Consider the following 19,936-nt stretch of genomic DNA (forward strand, 5'->3'; position numbering starts at 1 on the left):
CACCAGCGCGAAGGGCGGCGAGGGCGTGCTCGCGTTGTCCGAAGATCAGTTCTGAACGCGCGAACCATCCGCAATCCAACGACGGGCTTCGACTGAACACGAAGCCCGTCTGCTTCAAACCTGTCCCAAACCCTCCGCATACCCCCGCGAGCGCGCGCCGCTCACTCCACCTTCGCGCTCAATCCCTTCAAGCCCTTGATCACGACGAGCAACGCGCGGCCGTGCTCTTCCGAGCCGTCCCACGCGTCGACGATCGCGTTGCGCAGCAACTCGTTGTAGCCCGTCGCCCGCCCGCCCACATGGCGCGCTTCCACACCATAGAAACTGCATAGCTTATTGAATGACGCGCTCTTGCGCACGCGGCGCCCCTTCGACAGCCGGAGCCGCGACACCGTAGGCTGGCTCACCCCGGAAAGCCGCGCGATTTCGCTGGACGAGCGCACGTCTGCCATCAAGCGGCGCAACAGGTCCTGCACGGGAAAATCGCTCTTCAGGGCTTCCATTCCATGCATTATATCTATACATTAACGCTTGTTGAATGGCTGACCATTTCGCCAATGGCTCGCAAGTCGGCGAGCCGAACGGCAGTCCCGAGGAAGTTGATGACACTGAAGCACCTACCGCCCACGTTCTGCTGGACCAAGACAGGCACCGAGTCCAGCGAGGAACTCCCCAACATCGTTCTCCAGAAAGAATGGGAGCGGAGGCTGGGCGGCGGGCGTTTTCTGTGGGGCGTCGGTCAGTCGCTCGGCAATAGCGCGCAAATCGCGGCACATCGCACCGGCTCGCTGCTCGCGCTCTTTTCGCCGGCGTCGAGCAAGCCGCGGCAAGGCGGGCGCAAGCGCGAAGACATGCTGCTGTGGAATGCGTGGATCGACAGCACGGGTCAGGTGCGGCAGCTGCCGCCGCATGCGTTCGTGGTCAGCCGCACCGTGTTGCCCTCGGGGCGGCGCAGGGAGCAGCACTACGCGCTGGTGTGTTCGTCGCCCACTGAACTGAGCATGGGCACGCGGCTGCACATCTACCCGGAGCACCTGCGCAGCGTCAGCACGGGCAAGGTGCTGGGTCCCGCGCAAGGCACGGCCGTCGTCGACTGCACGTCGCGCTCGGGCGAACTGAGCGGCAAGCGCTATCCCGTCGCACTTGCCGTGGAGCTGGAAGCGCCGTATTTCGTGCGGCTCGCGCAGCCCGTCGTACTCAAGGCGCGCGACTTCGCGGAGGTCAACAAGGCCACGCGCGACGGCGACTTTGCGGCCTTCATCGAACTGGTCGGGCGTTTGCGCACGCGGCCGCCGCAGGAGCGCGTGCGCGGCTTCACGCGCGATCTGTTCGACATGCCGCCCGTCGAGGCCATGGCGGCCTTCAACGCGGCGCAAGCGCAGGCCAGTTTCGCGTTATGACAGACGGGGATTGAAACAGGCGTCTGGCGCATAAAACCTGGGAAACCTGAATGTCGGGTGCTTGTGTACTAAAACGCACGCTGTTGCAAATCAGACCTGGCGCTTCGCACCGAGCGGAGAGAAAATCGGCAGCATGCCGCAGTCAATCCATTTTGTAGCGCCGGCTCGCACCCAAAGCCGCCGGCGTGAACCGCAAATGGGCGAGCCCCACGCATCGCAAGCTGAATATCCGAACCGAATCCAGATGGAGGAATGCTTATGTCGGCAATGATGCAATCAAGGCAGGCTCAGGCCGCACAGCGTTTTGTCGAAGCGACACGCAATGTCGATCTGGCTTTTCGCGCCGTGCGCGCCGACCCGGAAGATGCTGCGTCGACGGCCGGGCATGCCGCTGCCGTTGCGCAACTGGACCGCGCGCTCGACGAACTGGCGCGAGCCCAGGCGCTATTCGACTCGGTGGTTCGCATCGACGCGCGGCGGCGCAATTGAGTCAGTCAATCATGATTTCGCCCGTACGAATGGATTGCTGATCTTTCCACACTACGAATCGCACTTCGAATCGCACGAGCAATGTCTACTTCAATCGCAAAACTCGACGGCCAGGCGCGGGAGCGTCTGATCGCGTGGATTCAGAATCGAATGAACGAATTCGGCATCACGTTCGACGCGCTTGAACGCTCGTTCGCCGAAGACGAACGCAATGCTCGCGCCATCCGCTATCAGGATGCGTCAGGCCACGTCTGGGACGGCCGGGGCGATTTGCCTGAGTGGCTGCGCCGCGCCGTCGCGTCGGGCCAGAACATCGATTTCTTCCGCTGCGAAGGCCAGGCAAACTGATCCTTCAGCCCGGATCGCCATCGTCGCGGCTTTCGGGCGGCACGACGTCCAGGCGATACCCGACGCCATAAATCGAGCGGATCATGTCGTGATCCGGCCGCACATTCTGAAGCTTGCGGCGCAGGTTCTTCACATGCGAGTCGACCGTCCGGTCGGCCACGACCCGATGATCGTCATACAGTTGCCGCAGCAGGTGGTCGCGCGAATAGATGCGGCCGGGCGTCGAGTGCAGCAGCGCGAGCAGCCTGATTTCGATCGGCGTGAGATTGAGGTCTTTTCCATCGAGCGACGCGACATGCCTGTCGAGATCGATCGCCAGTCCGCCTGAAACCGGCTCCGCGCCGGTGCGCGCCGCACCCGATAGCGACTCGATGCGGCGCAGGATCGCCTTCACGCGCGCTACGACTTCGCGCGGACTGAACGGCTTGCAGACGTAATCGTCGGCACCTAGTTCGAGGCCCAGCAAGCGGTCGATCTCATCGACGCGCGCGGTCAGGATGATCACGGGCACATCCGAAAACGTGCGCAACTCGCGGCAGATTTCGAGCCCGCCGCGTCCCGGCAGCATCAGATCGAGCAGAATCAGCGAAGGCGGATGCGCGCGTACGGAAGCGATCACGTCGCGGCCATCTTCGATCACCTTGGTGTCGAAGTTCTCCGCGCGCAGATAGTCCGTGAGCAGCGCCGACAGCTTCGGCTCGTCTTCGACGATCAGCACTGAAGCAGGCGAGCGGGCAAGAGTAGAGTCAGTCATCTTTGGCTTCTAACGTAGCGAACCGGACCGCGATCCACAGTCCTCCCAGCGGCGAGCGCAATGCGTCGATGGTGCCGCCATGCTGGCCGACGATATGTTTGCACAGCGCGAGCCCCAGGCCCGCGCCGCCGCTTTGACGGCTGCGTGACGCATCGACGCGAAACAGCCGGTCGAACAGATGCGGCAGCAAAGGCTCGGGCACGGCGGGGTGCGTATCCTGCACGTCGATTCGAATCTCGTGCTGGTGCCTCGCGACGGCCACGCGGACCTTGCCGCCGGAATCGGTATAGCGCAACGCGTTTTCCAGCAGGTTCTTCATCAACTGCGTCAGCCTGTACGGGTCGCCGAGCATGATGATGCCCGCGGCGTCGATATCGGTTTCCAGTGCGATTTTCTTGTCGGCGAGCCGGTCTCTGAACGACTCGGCGGCGGCTTCGACGATGGGCGCGACGTCGAGCCGCACCTTCTCGAAAGACAGTTCGCCGATGTCCGCGAGCGACAGCTCGTACAGGTCGTCGATCAACTGGCTCAGCAGCGCGACTTCCGCCTGCAGCGACGCGAGCGTCGCGCGGTCGGGCTTGCGCACGCCGTCTTCGATCGCTTCGAGTTCGCCGCGCAGCACGGCAAGCGGTGTGCGCAACTCGTGCGAAATATCCGCGATCAGATTGCGGCGCGAACGTTCGGCATCGCCGAGCGAGATTGCGAGCCGGTTGAAGTCGGCGGCCAGATCGTGAAGTTCGTCGCTGCCCGCGTCGGGCACGCGAATCGAATAGTCGCCGCTCGCGAGCCGGTGCGTCGCCAGCACGAGGCGCCGCACGGGCGCGAGCAGCAAACGCGCGAGCACGACGGCGACGCACGCGGCCAGCAAGGCGGCGAATCCGGCGATGATCCATGTCGTGCGAACCTGCTGAGCCTGAAATTGACGGTCCGCGGAACGAAACATCACTTCGGGCCCGGCGACGACCAGCCAGCCGATCACCTTGCCGTCGACGGTCAGCGGCAGGCGCGGCGCATCGGGTGGCGGCGGCGGTCCCTTTTGCAGCACGCTGTGCATGTCCGTGTCGTAGACGCGGAACGGCGGGTGGCGGTTGCCCTGCGGCCCCGGGCTTTGCATGTCGCGCCTCTGGGGAGGCGCGCCCGCGTCGCCAGGCGGCGGCCCCGGCTCGGCGCCGTTGCCGCCCGGCGCGCCGTCAGGCGGCGGGTCGTCGTGCGGCGCGTTCATGTCGGGAGGGCCGGACGGACCGGGAGGCGGCACGCCCGCGTCGATCGCCTCGGGAATGGCGGCTGCCGCCGCCACCGGATCCTTGAGGAAATCCCAGCTTCGATGCGTCGCCCAGGCGGCTTCGATTTCCTGCTGCAGGCGCGAGGAATGCGATTGTGACTGGCGCTGCAGATAGCCGAGAAAGCCCTGTTCGAAACTCCAGCGCACGGCAACGCCCATCGTGACGGCCACGAGTATGCACGCCGCCGAAATCGCGACGAAGAGCTTCGACGTAATGCCGATTCTCATGGCGAGACCCCACGGCCGCCACTTTTCATGCTTGCCACCCTGTGTTTCCCTGTCGGCGTGCTTTAGCGGGCGCTCGAGCGCCGCATGCATGCCAGTTGCTATCGATATGCCGCCACGGCGCTATTTTGACGCGACGTGCGCGGCGCCGGATGACCGTTCGGCAATCTCCACACAATCTCCTTAATTTTCTCCGTCTTGCCTGCACAGTTGCTCACTATCATGGACCTCCATTCAAATGGGAGAAGGACGGAAAGTTCATGACCATCCATCTGCTCGTCGTCGAGCCTGATCAGGCCAGCCGCGACACACTTCGGGCACATGTGCAGCAGCACAAGATCGAGATGTCCGTCCTGTACAACACCGACTCGCTGGAACGGCGCCTGGAAGTCGAAGTGCCGTCGCTGATCGTGATGCGTCACGGCTTGCCTGAAGTGGACGGCCTGACGGCGTTGCGGCGTATCCGTTCGCTCGGCTACGACTTGCCGGTGATCATCGTTAGCCGGTCCGACGACGTCGTCGACAAGGTGCTCGCATTCGAGCTCGGAGCGAACGACTATGTCGTCGATCCACACGATCCACGCGAGATGATCGCAAGGGTGCGCAACGCGTTGCGTTCTGGGCCGCCGTCGCACGTGCCGATGCATATCGAGCGTGCGCCGATCGCATTCGACGATTTCGAAGTCGACGTCGCCGACCGCGTGCTGACGCGAGGCGGCGCGGAAGTGCCGCTGCGCAGCACGGAATTCGCGCTGCTCGCGGTGCTTGCGTCGAACCCGATGAAGGTGCTGTCGCGCGTGCGTATTCTCAACATGCTGCGGCGGCATTGCAGCGTGACGGAGCGCGGGCTCGACGTCGTCGTATTCAGGCTACGCGCCGCGTTGAAGCTGTCGCCGACGGGCCGGCAATACATCAAGACCTTGCGCGGCGAAGGCTATATGTTCGCCCCCGACGACGCGCTGCCGCGCCACGGCGCGGCGGGGGATCGAGGCGGTGCGCGGGTGCCCGTGCTCGACCTTGCGGCGCCTATCGTTGCGGAGGAGCGCATGCGTTTTGAAAATGCGGCGCGGAGAATTCAGTAGCGCATGCTGTGCGCGGTATTTGAAGGATCCAATTTTCTGATTTCATCACTCAGTATGCATAGAGTTCCTTGCGCGCGCCACTTTCAGACATATCTCATGGTGCGGCATGCAGTTGCGCGTTCGAATCGTCCTCGGCCCATGATGTCGCCCAGGCATCGGGATAATTCGGATATCAAAATATGTCTGAAGGTTTTGAAGGCGATAATCTGTGTATCAACGAACTGAGCGGCGGACAGTCGTACTTTCTTGAAGTACCCGGCAGTGTGAGCGCAAGCGGTCTATCCGTAGTCTCATTTGTCGCGACCGAAAGACTCGGCGAACCCTACCGCGTCACAATCCAGCTCACGCACCCGCATCGACTCGCGCGTGCCGACTGTCTCGGCAAGGATGCGACGTTTTCGATTGTCCCCGTAGACCGCGGCGGGCGTCGATTTGCGGGCTGGATTACCAGCCTTACCGAACTGAAGACAACGCGCGATTTCACCAGCTATGAGCTTGTGCTGGAAGCACATTATTCGAAGCTGGCGCGCGCACATGCCAGTCGTATCTACCAGCACCTCACAGCGCCGGAAATCATCGAGCAGGTGCTGAAACGACATGGCTTGCGGGGCTACCAGTACAGATTCCGGCTGCGCCGCACGTATCCGCAGCACGCGTTCCGCATGCAGTACCAGATGGATGACCTTGCGTGGGTCCAGCTTCTGATGAAGCAGGAAGGGCTCTACAGCTATATCGCAGCGGGTGAGCATGGCGATGTTCTGAACGTCTGCGACGACATCGACCATTACGTCTATCAGCCGTCGCTAGATGTGCCGTATCGCGAGCAGGCTGGTCTGGAGTCGGGTAACGAGGCGGTCAGTTCGCTCGTTACGCGGACGCAGACCGTAGCGCAATCGTTCCTGGTCGCCGACTATAACCACGACAGCGCATGGGAGCGGTACAGGGACGACGCCAACGTAGCAGCCGAAGACAAGACCACCTACGGCCAGCCCTATGTGTGGGGCACGCATCACTCTGACGCCCAGGCCGCGAAGTGGGAAGCACAACTTAGGCACGAGGCGGCACTTGCGTCGCAGGTCGTGTATGAAGGCGAGAGCAATTTCTTGCATTGATGCCCGCGCGCATCCTGCACATTGATAAAGCGCTGCCCGACGCGCCAAACGGCCAGGTCGTTGTCGAAGCGGTCCATCGTGGCGCGCGGGACGATGCCTACTCGAACACGTACAAGGCGATTCCGTCTGACCGGCGTTTCCGGCTGGCGCTGGAGGAGGCGGCGTGGCCGAGGATTGCGGGCACACTCAGTGCCCGCGTGACGTCGCCCGACCAGTACAAGTATGCGTATTTGACGGCAGCCGGATACTACGTCGTGCGCTTCGATCTGGATTTCGATGAGTGGAATCCGGGCGGCGAGAGTGTGCCGCTACGTCTTGCAAAGCCGTTTGCGGGTGCGTTGCAAACGGGGTTTCACTTCCCGTTGCTCGACGGCACCGAGGTCGCCATCGCCTTCCACGACGGCAATCCGAACCGCCCATACATCGCGCACGCGATGCACAACAGCCAGGCCGTCGATCACATCACCAGCGACAACCGCTGGCTCTCGCGCAATGTCATTCGCACGCAGAGCAATAACAAGCTGCGTATGGAGGACTGGGAAGGTCAGGAAGGCATCAAGCTCTCGACTGATCATTCGGGCAAGACGCAGCTGAATCTCGGCTTCCTGGTCGACTCGAAGAAGCAAAAGCGTGGCGAAGGCGTCGAACTGCGCACATCGGGATATAACGCGCTACGTGGCGGCAGTGGCCTGTATCTGAGTGCCTACGACAGGCCCGGCGCGAGCGGCCAGCAGTTGGACATGCAGGAGACCGTCGCGGAACTGGAGCGGGCTTTGGTGCTCGCGCGTTCACTCGCGGACTTGGCTAGCGCGTCGAAGGCCGACCCTGCTGACACGGATGCACAGAAAGCGGCCAATGATGAACTGGACCAACTGAAGCAGCCGGGCATTCTGGCGGGCGCACCTGGCACGGTGGGCATGGTGTCCGGCAAATCGATGCAGTTCGTGGCAAACGATAGCGTCCAGACGACCGCCGGGAACAGTGCTGACTGGAGCGTGCTGAAGCGATTCACAGTTGCTGCGGGCGAGAAGATTTCGCTGTTCGTGCAGAAGCTCGGCATAACGATTTTTGCGGCGAAAGGCCCGGTTCAGATTCAGGCACAAAGCGACGCTATCGACCTTGCATCGCTGCACGATACCGCTATTCGCAGTGTTGACGGGTCTGTGATCATCGAGGCGAAAAGAGAGATCCTGCTCAAATGCGGTAACTCGTATTTCCGCATGACGCCGGAAAACATCACCAATGCCACCAACGGCGACTACATCGAAAAAGCCATCACGTGGCAGAAAAAGAGCCCGGACGGGACGATGCAGAAAACGGCGTTACCGTATGCAAACGATATTGCTGACCTCGCGCGTCACGGCTCGAAGTTTTCAGGCTAACAGTGTTAAACGACTTCACGACATGAGTGCACAACAGAATAATCAACGGGCCGCAGCGCCGGCAGTGTCCTCGCCCCAGACGTGGCGCTATCCGTTTCCTGGAAGGGATCACAAGGAAATAACCGGCCCGGATATCTTCTATCACGCACTCGCGGGTATGGAAGATGGCTTCTTTCCGCTCGGCGTAAACGGGTTCCCGCACGGCGGTGTGCATTTTGGCAAAGGCTCATCCAGCCGCGTTGACCAGACTGGCGGCGTGCGGGTCATCGCCAATGGCGAGGTTGTTGCGTTCAGGCTCGATGACGCGTACCCGCAACTTCACTTCACACAGGACCGTCGCTGGGCGATGTACTCAACCGGCTTCGTGCTGGTGCGCCACCATATGACGATGCCACCTGCGCCAGGCAATACCGCCAAAGGGCAACCTGCCGACGAAACGCTGACGTTCTTTAGCCTCTATATGCACGTGGCCGACTGGTCCACCTACCTTGCTGATGGAAGCATGGTGCGTCCTGGCTGGTGGCCCGGCGTGGACGCCTACCGCATCGGCAACAAGAATAGACAGGAGAACGGTGGTGAGGCAGCGGGCGCATTCGTCTGGTCGGAGCCGAAACCCGGAAAGAAGAGAAACCAGTTCATCGCGGGCCATCACGTTGCGTTCTTGCCGGAAGGAAGCGAGGTAATCATCGGCGAGAGACGCGGCGAATGGGGACACATTCGTTCCATTTCAGCCGGGCATTTGGTCAGTGCAAAGAGCGGCGGCTATTTCGGTTGGGAGGATAAAGACGTGCCGTGGGTGCAACCTGACGGCGACGAGTCGGGAACGGCATCCGTAACGTCCGAGGGCGATTGGGGTTGGCTGTATCTACACGACCAGCAACCCGTAAGAGAGCCGCGGGGAGTGGGAAGCGTGGTCGTTCCGCCGCAGCCGATTCCCGTCAAGGCTGGCACGCTGATGGGACAGGTCGGCGAATACCATGACTATGAGCGCTCGACACCACTACCTCCCGTCCCCGCACGTCAGTTGTTGCATCTTGAAGTGTTTGCCGGCGACGAACTGAAAGAGTTCATCGGGAAGTGTCGCGCGCGGGCGGCGCAACTGCCTGCAAGCGATCGCACCGTTCTGGTCGTTCAGGCGGGCGCAAAGCTGGTCATACACCCGGCTGAGCCGGACCACAAGTTGGGCACACGTCACCCGCTATACGACGCGAAGGAGACCACTCGCAGCCCGAAATCCGGACCGTGGGTGCAGGTGCAGCCGAGATACCTGACCATCGGCAGTATCGCCGCTCTGGATGGCGGCCCCGTGTGGATCCGACGGGATGATCTGAACCGTGGGCCGAACGGCCTGTCGGCCTGGATGCGTTTTCCGTTGCAGGTTCGGGCTGTTGCCGATCCGGCGAACGCACAGACGTTTGCGTTCCCGCGCGCGCAGCTTGATGGTCTGGGCGACGGTAACGTTGCCGTTGATGACGAGAACATACATTGGTGGCGAATCAGCCTTGTTGCCGCAGACGGCACGGATCAGCGGGGCTGGGTCTGCGAAAAAGCGCATCCGGGCACGACTTGGGAAAGCCCGTGGGCTTGGCCTGGTTTCGAGATCGTCGACGCGACGGGCGTCGCGCTGACCGATGCGTTTCGCCGTAACCTTTCTGTGACTGGCTCAGCCGACTGGAGGGAGCAGACGGAATTCGAGCCATCCACGGCGGCGATAAACGGGAGTGTGTTGCTTCAGCGGCTTGAGCGGACCGTGAGCCGAATCCCTTTGCAATACGGTGAAAAGAAGAGCGGCAAGGACGGCCAGGAAGTGGTCACAGCGAGAAAACTCCAGCGGGCCATGAACACGTCCTGGCTTGCCAGCGAACTGGCACATGTGATCCTGCGCTATGAGAGCGAATGGGGTGGCGGGATGAGCCGGTGGGAGGCACTGACGCCCTTGATGCGAAATGCGCGTGAGAACTGGCAGTGCGAGTTGCAGCGGATCAAGAAGTTGCAATGGTGGGATGACGTTAAGGGTGCGGTCGAAGGCTTCCCAGCTAGTCCGGTCGTGAATCATATACATCCAATAGCGCTTGTTGGCAATTTCTCGACTAGCGAACGACTGACATGTCCGCACTGCGGTAGCGATCTTACGCTCACGGCGAGCACACTTAAGTCCATATTTCTGAATATAAGCGGCGACGATGCGGAGCACTACTCCGTGACAGTAACAGACGCTTTCGTGAAGTACGGCATCAATACATGTAACCGTGCTTCGCACTTTCTCGGTCAATGTGCAGTTGAGTGCGGTGGGTTCACTGCTTTTCGGGAAAGCTTGTATTACACGAATGGCGATCGTTTATGGGCGACCTACCCAACTGCATTGAAGGCCGGTCTTCACAGACTGCATCCGACATGGTCCCTTCCGAAAATCGAAGACTATTCAAAGCGAAACTTGATTCGTAACGATGCAGAACTCGGCGAAGTGTTGTTCGGCGACGAGGAATATCCAGGGCGCGACTACCGTGGGCGAGGGCTTCTCCACATGACGTGGCTGGGCACATACAAGCAATACAAAATGGCCAGTGGGATTGACGTCGCGGATGACCCAAGTAAAGTTGAAAATGATTCATTTGTCGCGGCCGATTCGTCTGCGTGGTTCTGGAATAGCCACGCTATCAGTACATCAGCCGACGCAAACAACGTCCGAGGTGTGACCAAGGTGATAAATCCAGCAATGAAAGACTTTGCTCTCCGTAAAGACGCGACAAAGCGCGCTTTCGAACATTTGAACAAAGGCCAGCAACCCTGCAAGCACGATTGGGAATCAACTCTTACGGGAGAAAACGGATGGTGATAAAGAAACTTGCCTCTCTGGCGTTGCTATTGGGCATATCGAGTTTGGCTCGGTGGGCGCACGCTGCTAACAAATCACCAGATAAGATTGCCGCTGACGCAGTTCGTGCAGGTTGTTCCGTATCATTTTTTGAAGAGCCTCTGCAGGACTTGCACAATCCATCGAGTGGGCCGCTTTTCAATGTGAAAGCTACTTGGCAGTGTCGTGATGGAGAAATATTGTCAATTGACAGCTATGAAGTAAACGGATCCAGCCCAAAGGTCGTGACGGTTTTTTATTGGCAAAACCGAGAGATCGTAACGCTGGTCAGATGGAGTGTAAATTCGAAAGCAGCGGATTATGTAGGAGACTACTACCAAGTATTTATATACAAATATGTTCGTTCATCGAAGGGGGCAAATATCGTCCGTGATAGCACGGCTATGAAGGCCTTTCCTGAGGGCTGGGACGGCGTTAGGAGAGATGGCGCTCCGGTGATATACGCGTTTAAAGATGCCGCTTCGATAAGAAAGAGGCTTCGCGCAATTCAACTTGGTCAGTAACGCCGGCTCATATCAATGATTCGCTACTTTTCCAACCGGACCGGAGTATTTTAAAAGGTAGAGCGATGCACTCTTTCTCCAAAATCGCTGCGTATGTGCTGGCAGAACCTGATAGTGACCAGTTCAAGATAGCCGCGAGCGTGATAAACGCGCACCGGTGGTGTCTTGTTTGCTATTTCCGCTTCACACGTTGATCGAAGCGACGTACTGGTCATATCGAGGAAAGCAGTACGAGGTCCGGAATGCCTTAAACCAGGGTTGCGGACTAAAAGGATTGTAAGAAGGCAGTGCTGCTCAACCCCAAGTTCTGGCAGTAGTACTTCCTCGCGTTTGCGGACCTCTGGCATTAAAAGATCGGGAGCTTTATGAGACGTTATGACGTATGCAACGGCGACACCACAACGGCAGGAGGTCGCGTAATTGCGCCTGAAGGCGGAGAAACTATTCATGGTCGCGCCGTAGCCTATGAAGGCGATTCGGTGTGGTGTCCAAAGTGCAACTCGACAGGTCGGATCATGTGCACCGACAGTCAGAACGATACAGGTCCGAATGGTAAGCAGGTAGCGCTAAGTGGCGACTGGTGTGTGTGCAAGTGTGATCCTTCGCCCACGCTGATCGCCTCGCAACACGATAGCGGGTGTTGACCGGCACGCAGGTTACCTCTCGCCGCTATGTCCGTTTGGCATGTGCCTCGCAAGATTCCAGAAAGTCTGGTTGCAGCGTAACCATACGCCCACGCGTGGGGGTGCGTCACATCGCGAGAGAGAGCAAGTGACCGGACCATAAAAAGACCGCAGTGAAGCTTTCCCAGCACATTCAGAACGAAGTCCCGATCTGAAACTGAAACACCTGGTACTTATCGTCTATATGCCTGACGATAGGAAATCCGACCGAGAGCTTCAGCGGGCCAATCGGCGAAATCCACTCGAGGCCCGCGCCATAGCTGTATCTCAAGCCGTTCGCGCCCGTGCTGTTGCCTTCGTTGCCCCACACGTTGCCCGCGTCGACGAAAGTAAAGACGCGCAACGTGCGATCCCATCCGCTGCCCGGAAGCGGGAATGTCATCTCAATGTTCGCGACCACCATCTTCGAGCCGCCGATCGAATCGCCCGTCGACGAATCGCGCGGCCCAAGCGAACTCGATTCATACCCACGCACCGAGCCGATACCGCCCGCGTAGTAGTTCTTGAAGATCGGATACGCCTTGCCCGCGAAGCCATTGCCATAGCCCGCCTGGAAATTCATGCCCAGAATGAAGCCACGCGCGAACGAGTAGTAATACTGGCTCTGCACGTCCGTCTTGTAGTACTCGGTTTCGCCCGCGGGCGTGCCGACCTCGCCGTTGATCTGCAGCATATAGCCGCGGCTCGGCACGAGCGCACTATCGCGCGCATCGCGCGACCAGGCTGCCGTCAGCGGCACGTTGTTGACCACGCGGCCGAATTCTTTCACATAGTCGAGATAGGCTTGCGGCGTCGACGAGTCGGTGTTGAAGCGGTCCTGCTCGATGCCGAGGCCGAAGTAGACGGTATCGACTTCCGAGAACGGAATGCCGAACTTCAGGTCTGCACCAAGCGAGACGATACGAAAGCTCTCGTCGTTGCTGTAGTACAGCGGATAGCTGGTGCGATAGTAGACATCTGAAATGCGCTTGATGCCGTCGACGGTGAAATACGGATCGGTCTGCGTGACCGACAACGTGCGATACGTCTTCGCCGTATTCACATTGACGCCAAGACTCGTGCCCGAGCCGAACACATTGTCCTGCGTGACGCCCGCCGACAGAACCACCTTGTCCGACGAAGAAAAGCCTGCGCCGAGCGTGATCGCGCCCGTCGGCTTTTCCGACACCTTGACGTCGACATCGACCTGATCGTTCGAACCGGGAACGGGCACGGTCGTCACGTCGACGTCGGTGAAATAGCCGAGGCGATTCACACGTTCCTTCGAAAGCGCAAGCCGGTTCGAATCGAACCACGCGCTTTCGAGTTGGCGCATTTCTCGCCGTATCACTTCGTCGCGCGTACGGGTGTTGCCTTCCACATTCACCTGGCGCACGTACACGCGTCGTCCCGGATCGATTTGCAGCGTGAGATCGACAGTGTGCTTGTCCTGATCGATCTGCGGCACCGCATTGACAGCAGCAAACGCGTAGCCGTATTCGCCGAGCCGGTCCACGAGGGCTTTCGTCGTTGCCTTGAGCTTCTCTTCGGAGAACGTTTCACCGGGCTTGATGCCGATGAGCGGCTTCAATTCCGCTTCGCGATCGAGCAGATTACCCGCGAGCCGGATGCCTGTGATCGTATAGGGCTCGCCTTCGTGCAGGTTGAGCGTCAGATACATCTCCTTCTTGTCGGGCGTCAGCGAAACCTGAGTCGAGTCGATCCTGAACTCCAGATAGCCGCGATTCAGGTAATACGAGCGCAGTCGATCCAGATCGGCGCCGAGCTTCTCTTTCGAATAGAGATCGTTCTTCGTGTACCAGGAAAACCAGTTCGGCGTCGACAGTTCCATTTCGTCGCGCAGCGTGCTTTCCGAAAACACCTGGTTACCGATGAAATTGATCTGCCTGATCTTCGCATTCGGACCTTCGATGACGGAGAACAGAACCGACACGCGTCCGCTATCGACGGGCGTCGTCGTGGTTTCCACTTCCGCGGCATAGTAGCCGCGCGTGAGGTATTGGCGTTTCAGTTCCTGTTCCGCCTTGTCGATGAGCGCCTTGTCGAAAGGGCGGCCGCGCGACAGGCCCACGGCACGCAGCGCCTTCGTCAGATTGTCCTTCTCGAACTCGTGAATGCCGGAGAAATCGATCTCCGCAATGGCGGGGCGCTCGACGACGTGAACCACCACGACATCGCCTTCGAGCGACACGTTGACGTCGCTGAAGAGGCCCGTGTCATAGATTGCGCGCACGGCCTGCGAGGCCTTGTCCTCCGTGAAAACCTCGCCGCGTTTGATGGGCAGGTTGGCGAGCAGCGTTCCCGCTTCAATGCGCTTCAAGCCGTCCAGCCGGATGTCAGTGACGACCACGGAGTCGCCGGCAAGCGCGATCGATGGCGTCAGTGTCGTGGCGCACACCGTAATCGCACTGGCGAGACAGATAGTTGATGCTCTTTGTTTCATCGAGGGTCTTGTTGAGAGCGGGACGCGACTCACTATGGAAAGCCGCGAGTATAGGAATGGGCTTCTTGCGCAGGGTTACGCCAAACTTTCTGAATATTTGTTGCTTCAGGTAAGGAATAGGGCGGCGATGAACAACGACGCCTGTTGCACTGGCGACGTCGTGCAAAGGCGGAAAGATGCAGCTAAGAATCGGTAGGGTCGTGGTAACGCGATGAGAGCGAAGGTGGCGTTATCGTGCCGACTCCACCCACCTCTGGTTCTTCGCCATGCTCGAACATATCGATCCCGTCGTACTGGTTGCTGTGTTACGCGTCAGCTCCACGCCGCTTTTCTCCGCCTGGATGGCGCGGGCCTCGTCTTATGAACCGTGGGTCGAAGCCACGCGCACACATCGCGAGCGCACAGCCGACGTGCAATCAGGCATGCGAACAGGCGCGAGCGAGGTGCTCCATGGCTGAGCGCGAGACGCATGTTGTCGATTCGATTGGCGATCTGCAGATGACGGAAGACGGTCTACACCTGCTGATTCACGGCAATCATGCGACCACGGCAATCCACCGTTCCGTGCTCGACCAGTTGCTGGTCGCGTTGCCGAATGCGATCGAGCATTCGGACCGGATCATCAACCAGAACGGGCAGATGGCCTTTGCGTTTCAGAGTTACGGCTGGGAGATCGGGCGCCTGAACGGCACGCAGACAGCCGTCATTCGCTTCAGGCTCGCGGGCAACATGGGCATTTCGTTTTCCTTGCCGTGCGAGCAGATTGCGCCGTTGATCGAGGCGCTGAGCGGTGTCGCTGCGTCGGCAGGCGCTGCCGTCGCTCAGGTCAACAGCGACGCCGTGACGTTGCAGTAAGACGCTCTGGACGCATCTTCATTCGGGCCGGCGTCCGCCCGTCAATCAGACGCCACGATTCCGCTTTGATATTTCGCCGAGAAGTCCAGGGCCTCGCTATCAGGCCCATTGCCGCATTGGTGCTCTGCCTGCTGGCGCCGCTGCAGGTTAACGCGCAACTCGCCGGCGACGCGGCCGATGCCGAACGCCTCTCCGATGCATGGAGCTTGCGCATCGCACCGCAGCTCACCGAAACACCCAACCCGCCCGATGCAAAACCGGCAACGATCGCATTGGGCGAGTCCGTCACCGGCACCGTCGATAGCGACCTGTCGCTCAAGGGCGCAGCCGAGCTGCGCCGCTATGGTTTCGTCGTGCAAGGCGATGCGCTGCACTACGATCCCGACCACGACGTCGCCGATGCATATGGCAGCGTACGCATTGTTTCGAAGGGCGACGTGTTCGACGGACCGTTCAGCCAGTTGCGCGTGAACGCTAGCGCAGGTTTCATTGCACAACCCAGATACCACTTCTACCTGAACGGCGGATGGGGCAGCGGCAAGCGCGCCGACCTGCTCGACAACGAGCGTTCGAAGATCGAAGACGGCACGTACAGCACCTGTGCGTGCGAGACGAATCCGGCGTGGTATATCCGCGCGTCTCAATTCACGATGGACCGTGGCGCCGATGAAGGCGTCGCGCGCAATGGCGTGCTGTTCTTTCAGAACATTCCATTGCTTGCGAGTCCGTGGCTATCGTTCCCGCTAGACGGCGCGCGCCGCAGCGGCCTGCTGTCGCCGACATGGTCGATGAGTTCGAAGAACGGCGTGGACATCACCGTTCCTTACTACTTCAACATCGCGCCGAACTACGACCTGACCATTGCGCCGCGCTACATGTCGAAGCGCGGCGCAATGCTGAGCGCGGAATACCGGTATCTGACGAGCGCGTCGTCCGGTTCGCTGTCGATTGCCTACTTGCCCAACGACATCACGACTCACGAGCGCCGCTATTCGATCGATCTGGATCACGTGTGGAATATCGGCTCCGGCTTCGGTGCGTACGTCAATTACAACCGTGTCTCGGATGCCAATGTGTCGACCGATCTCGGCTCGGGCAGCGCGTTTCCGACCACTTCGACTACGCTGTATCAGCAGGAAGCGGGTCTCACATACAACAGCGGACCCTGGTCCGTGCTCGCACGCGAGCAGCACTGGCAGTCCTTTTCCAGCGACACGACCTATAACCGCGAGCCGCAGCTCAACGTGCGCTACAACCGATACGACGCCGGTGGCTTCGATTATGGCTTCGAGGCAGACGCAACGCGCTTCACGCTTTCATCGGACGATGCAACGCAAGGCACGCGCTTCGTGTTCAATCCTTTCGTCAGCTATCCGATCGTCCGGCCAGGCTGGTTCTTCACGCCGAAGATCAAATGGCACTTCGCTTCGTACAATCTGACTTCGATTGCGTCCGACGCACCCGCAGGACAGCCACGCAACGTGAACGTGAACATCCCGACCTTGAGTCTGGACTCGGGCATGACGTTCGAGCGCGCCGTGCGCATCTGGGGAAGCTCGTACATCCAGACGCTGGAGCCCCGGCTCTTTTACGTGTATACGCCTTATCGCAACCAGACTTATGCGCCACTCTTCGACACCACGGAAGCGGACTTCGGTCTGGGCGAACTTTTCAGCGACAACGCATTTGCCGGCAACGACCGCGTGTCCGACGAAAGCCGCCTGACGGCCGCGCTGACCTCGCGCCTGATCGACGCGGCAACGGGCGACGAACGCGCGCGCTTCGTGATCGCGCAGCGTTACGATTTCAGGCAACCACGCGTGACCCTATACGACACGGAAGACACGGCGAATGTCGCGCGGACCAGCTTGATCGCCGGCAGTTCAATCAAGGTCGGCGCGGGTATCAATGTAGAGAACGCGTTGCAGTACAGCCAGGCGAACAACTATCTGACGCAAGGATCGATCGGCCTTGCGTGGTCGCCGGCGACGGCACATGTGCTCAATATCGCCTACCGGTACACGCGCGCCAACACGACGCTGGACTTTCAACCCGTGAACCAGTTCATCGTGTCGGGGCAATGGCCGCTCGCAAAGAACCTGGCGAGCGTCGCGCGCGTCAATTACGACATGAGCACACACCGTCTGATCGCGGGCCTGCTGGGGTTGCAATACGACGCGCAATGCTGGTCGCTCGCGCTCGCGCTGGAAAAGTACACGAACGCGACGGGCAGCACTTCGCCGAGCACGGGTACGCGTGTGCTGATGCAACTTCAGTTGAAGGGCTTGTCGCGCACCGACCGCGGTCTGCTCGATCAGTTCAAGGCGGACGTGCCCGGCTATTCGTCGGCGCCTGCCGAAGCGGCACCTGTTTCGCGCTTTAGCGAATATCAATGACCGTGCGCGGCGGCGGAAATATTATGTAAGACACGCGCGAGGAGCGGGTGCGAATTCCCGTGCGAATCTGATGCAGTATGTGACGCTTCTTGAAGACGCTATTCGAACATGCAAGTCGCCGTTTGCCTGACCTCGTTCAATCGCACCGATTGCGCGCGCATTTCGATGGAGATTATCAAGCTGAACTGGCCGCGCAAGTGGCCCATCGTGCATGCGTGCGCGGATTCGAGCTATACGCGCTACATCGAAGACATTCTGGTCATGCGCGAGCCGAAGCCGCTGACGCGCGGCGCGCACGATCTGCTCGTTGCGTCGATCGAAACAGCCGTGACGAAGCTGAAAGCGGATTACGTCATCCACCTCGAAGCCGACACGTGGATCTTTGACCAGAACGTGATCGTGCGTTATCTGGAGCGGCTCGAAAAATCGCCGCACGCGCTGGTCGCGGCATCGTCCTGGAGCACCGACCGCGTGCCGGAATGGAGCCGTTCGGATGACATCCGTAGAAGGCTGCGCGCGCGCCTCGCGCTGTGGTTGCGACGGTGCGGCTCGCGTTACGGCATACGCGACCGCAAATCCCTGTCCACCCAGTTCTTCATCGCGAAGAGCACGCCCGCGATGCTCGACGTCATCCGTTCATTGCAACCCGGCGACCAGGACGTCCTCGAAAAGCGGCTGTACGAAGGCGTGATTCGACGCTTCGGGCGACGCGCCGTGCTCGGCATGGACGAACGCGAGCCCGTGCACCCGGATTTCAGGGATGTTTGCGAGTCGTTGAGTCTCGTCTGTCATCACTGGCCGAGTGCGGCCGAGGCGCCCCGTCACGACGCATTCGACCGCTTGCGCGGCAAGAAGGAATGGCTGCAAGCCGCCGGGCTGCACACGCACGGGCCGCACATGAAGCGTCTTCTGTCGGAAACGGACCTGGGCTACTACAACGGCGACGCAAAGCGGACAGGCTGAACATGACTGCCGCTCTCACACGTCGATCATGCTTTCAGATTCTTTGCCGCGTAAGACATGGGCGGGGCCGGCGCGATTCGACGGCGCGCCGCACGGGCTGTTGCGGCATGCGGCGCTTGCGGCGTAATAGTCGGAAAGATTACACAAATCCTGCGTGACAGGCCCAAACCTATAATGCGCTGCGATCGCATACGTCGACGCGCGACGGCAGGTCCACGTCATTCACCGAGAGCAACAACCATGCAGCACGCCAACGATTCGGCTTTGAACGTAGCGGTGACGACGTCGCCGGCGTTGGGTGATTCGCTGCTGCTGATGACCGTCGCGCGCAATCTGCAATTGAGCGGCAAGACAGTCACCGTGTTCAGTCAGCACATGCAGGCGTTGCGCGACTGGTTTCCCGGCATCGATATCCAGCCCGCCCTGCGCGACGACGAGGTCGACGCGCGGCTGCGCCCATTCCATACCATCATCCAGCTTCACGCCAACCGTCCGGTGCCGCGCCTCGAGCAACGCCATCCGGACGTGCTGGTGCTGGAGCATTTGTGCCGCGCGCCTTCGACGGAACCGATGGCGGCCCGCCTCGCGCAGTTCTGCCGCGAGTCGCTGCGTCTGCAGCACGCGGAGCCTGGCAATGGCCTCGCGGTTCCGGCAGGGCTGGTTCATCGCAAGCACCCATTGCGCGTGGCAATTCATCCGACGGCCAGCACGCCCGACAAGCGCTGGCTCGCGCCGCGTTTCGTGCGCCTTGCGCTGGCGCTCAAAGCAAAGGGCTTCGAGCCGCATTTCATCGTGACCGACGAAGAGCGTGCCGACTGGGAACACGTGCAACAGCACGGTATTGGCTTGCCGCGCCTCGGCACGCTCGATAACGTCGCCGCGTGGCTCGTGGAAAGCGGCTGGTTCATCGGCAACGATTCGGGCATTGGTCATCTTGCGTCGTGCCTTCGGGTGCCGACGCTGTCGCTCTTCATGCGCCGCGGCATCGCGCGCACGTGGCGTCCGGGCTGGGGCGCGGGCAAGGTGCTGGTGGGCGGCGCGTGGCTGCCGACGGGACGGCTCAAGGAACGCGGCTGGAAGTACGCGCTGTCGGTGAATCAGGTGCTGCGCGCATTCCAGCAATTGCAACACGAGGCCGTCTGAC

The 19,936-nt window shown here is 60.3% G+C and carries 17 protein-coding genes; 13 read left to right on the top strand and 4 right to left on the bottom strand.

Annotated elements, in window-relative coordinates; genetic code table 11:
- Window positions 1-161: 161 nt before the first annotated feature.
- Window positions 162-503, bottom strand: coding sequence for a helix-turn-helix domain-containing protein (locus tag KFO72_RS22360; RefSeq protein ID WP_054933508.1), 342 nt, complete (start codon window positions 501-503; stop codon window positions 162-164).
- Window positions 504-602: 99 nt separating this feature from the next.
- Here KFO72_RS22360 and KFO72_RS22365 point away from each other — a divergent pair, with 99 nt between their 5' ends.
- From KFO72_RS22365 to KFO72_RS22375, 3 genes are all read left to right on the top strand, one after another.
- The gene (locus KFO72_RS22365) at window positions 603-1,400 is read left to right on the top strand and encodes a hypothetical protein (RefSeq protein ID WP_054933548.1); all 798 of its coding nucleotides are present in this window, start codon (window positions 603-605) and stop codon (window positions 1,398-1,400) included.
- A 258-nt stretch (window positions 1,401-1,658) separates the two neighbouring features.
- Window positions 1,659-1,889: a hypothetical protein gene (locus tag KFO72_RS22370; protein ID WP_007732479.1), complete on the top strand. Its 231-nt coding sequence runs from the start codon at window positions 1,659-1,661 to the stop codon at window positions 1,887-1,889.
- 81 nt (window positions 1,890-1,970) lie between these two features.
- A complete protein-coding gene (locus KFO72_RS22375; RefSeq protein WP_035997854.1) occupies window positions 1,971-2,237 on the top strand; it encodes an H-NS family nucleoid-associated regulatory protein in 267 nt (88 codons plus the stop codon).
- A gap of 4 nt (window positions 2,238-2,241) precedes the next feature.
- Here KFO72_RS22375 and KFO72_RS22380 read toward each other — a convergent pair whose 3' ends face one another.
- Window positions 2,242-2,991: a response regulator gene (locus KFO72_RS22380; RefSeq protein WP_225033056.1), complete on the bottom strand. Its 750-nt coding sequence runs from the start codon at window positions 2,989-2,991 to the stop codon at window positions 2,242-2,244.
- Window positions 2,984-4,501, bottom strand: coding sequence for an ATP-binding protein (locus tag KFO72_RS22385; protein WP_225033057.1), 1,518 nt, complete (start codon window positions 4,499-4,501; stop codon window positions 2,984-2,986). The genes KFO72_RS22380 and KFO72_RS22385 overlap by 8 nt, the downstream gene beginning before the upstream one ends.
- Window positions 4,502-4,758: 257 nt before the next feature.
- On the opposite strand from KFO72_RS22385, the gene KFO72_RS22390 reads away from it, so the two are divergent.
- From KFO72_RS22390 to KFO72_RS22410, 6 genes are all read left to right on the top strand, one after another.
- On the top strand, window positions 4,759-5,580 hold the full coding sequence (locus KFO72_RS22390; RefSeq protein WP_224101796.1) for a response regulator: 822 nt from the start codon (window positions 4,759-4,761) through the stop codon (window positions 5,578-5,580).
- A gap of 179 nt (window positions 5,581-5,759) precedes the next feature.
- Window positions 5,760-6,692 carry a type VI secretion system Vgr family protein gene (locus KFO72_RS42595; RefSeq protein WP_412101794.1) on the top strand — a complete coding sequence of 311 codons (933 nt, stop codon included), beginning with the start codon at window positions 5,760-5,762 and terminating at the stop codon, window positions 6,690-6,692.
- Entirely contained in the window at window positions 6,692-8,074 is a 1,383-nt protein-coding gene (locus KFO72_RS42600) for a DUF2345 domain-containing protein (protein ID WP_412101795.1), read from the top strand. The genes KFO72_RS42595 and KFO72_RS42600 overlap by 1 nt, the downstream gene beginning before the upstream one ends.
- Window positions 8,075-8,096: 22 nt before the next feature.
- Window positions 8,097-10,910, top strand: coding sequence for a glycoside hydrolase family 19 protein (locus KFO72_RS22400; RefSeq protein ID WP_225033058.1), 2,814 nt, complete (start codon window positions 8,097-8,099; stop codon window positions 10,908-10,910).
- Window positions 10,904-11,452, top strand: coding sequence for a hypothetical protein (locus KFO72_RS22405; RefSeq protein WP_225033059.1), 549 nt, complete (start codon window positions 10,904-10,906; stop codon window positions 11,450-11,452). The genes KFO72_RS22400 and KFO72_RS22405 overlap by 7 nt, the downstream gene beginning before the upstream one ends.
- A gap of 365 nt (window positions 11,453-11,817) precedes the next feature.
- Window positions 11,818-12,096, top strand: a complete 279-nt coding sequence (locus tag KFO72_RS22410; RefSeq protein ID WP_225033060.1) for a PAAR domain-containing protein — start codon at window positions 11,818-11,820, stop codon at window positions 12,094-12,096.
- Window positions 12,097-12,268: 172 nt separating this feature from the next.
- Here the strand turns inward: KFO72_RS22410 and bamA are convergent, their stop codons facing one another.
- Window positions 12,269-14,578, bottom strand: coding sequence for an outer membrane protein assembly factor BamA (bamA, locus tag KFO72_RS22415; RefSeq protein WP_225033061.1), 2,310 nt, complete (start codon window positions 14,576-14,578; stop codon window positions 12,269-12,271).
- A 450-nt stretch (window positions 14,579-15,028) separates the two neighbouring features.
- Between bamA and KFO72_RS22420 the strand changes: the two genes are divergently transcribed.
- The 4 genes from KFO72_RS22420 (at window position 15,029) to KFO72_RS22435 (ending at window position 19,935) form a co-directional block, all read left to right on the top strand.
- Window positions 15,029-15,433 carry a hypothetical protein gene (locus tag KFO72_RS22420; RefSeq protein WP_054933514.1) on the top strand — a complete coding sequence of 135 codons (405 nt, stop codon included), beginning with the start codon at window positions 15,029-15,031 and terminating at the stop codon, window positions 15,431-15,433.
- 116 nt (window positions 15,434-15,549) lie between these two features.
- The gene (locus KFO72_RS22425) at window positions 15,550-17,829 is read left to right on the top strand and encodes an LPS-assembly protein LptD (RefSeq protein ID WP_225033080.1); all 2,280 of its coding nucleotides are present in this window, start codon (window positions 15,550-15,552) and stop codon (window positions 17,827-17,829) included.
- Window positions 17,830-17,937: 108 nt separating this feature from the next.
- Window positions 17,938-18,792, top strand: a complete 855-nt coding sequence (locus tag KFO72_RS22430; protein ID WP_225033062.1) for a hypothetical protein — start codon at window positions 17,938-17,940, stop codon at window positions 18,790-18,792.
- Window positions 18,793-19,032: 240 nt separating this feature from the next.
- The gene (locus KFO72_RS22435; protein WP_054933518.1) at window positions 19,033-19,935 is read left to right on the top strand and encodes a glycosyltransferase family 9 protein; all 903 of its coding nucleotides are present in this window, start codon (window positions 19,033-19,035) and stop codon (window positions 19,933-19,935) included.
- The last annotated feature ends 1 nt before the right edge of the window (window position 19,936 follow it).

It is taken from the genome of Paraburkholderia sp. XV (assembly GCF_020177535.1).
Lineage (GTDB): Bacteria > Pseudomonadota > Gammaproteobacteria > Burkholderiales > Burkholderiaceae > Paraburkholderia > Paraburkholderia caribensis.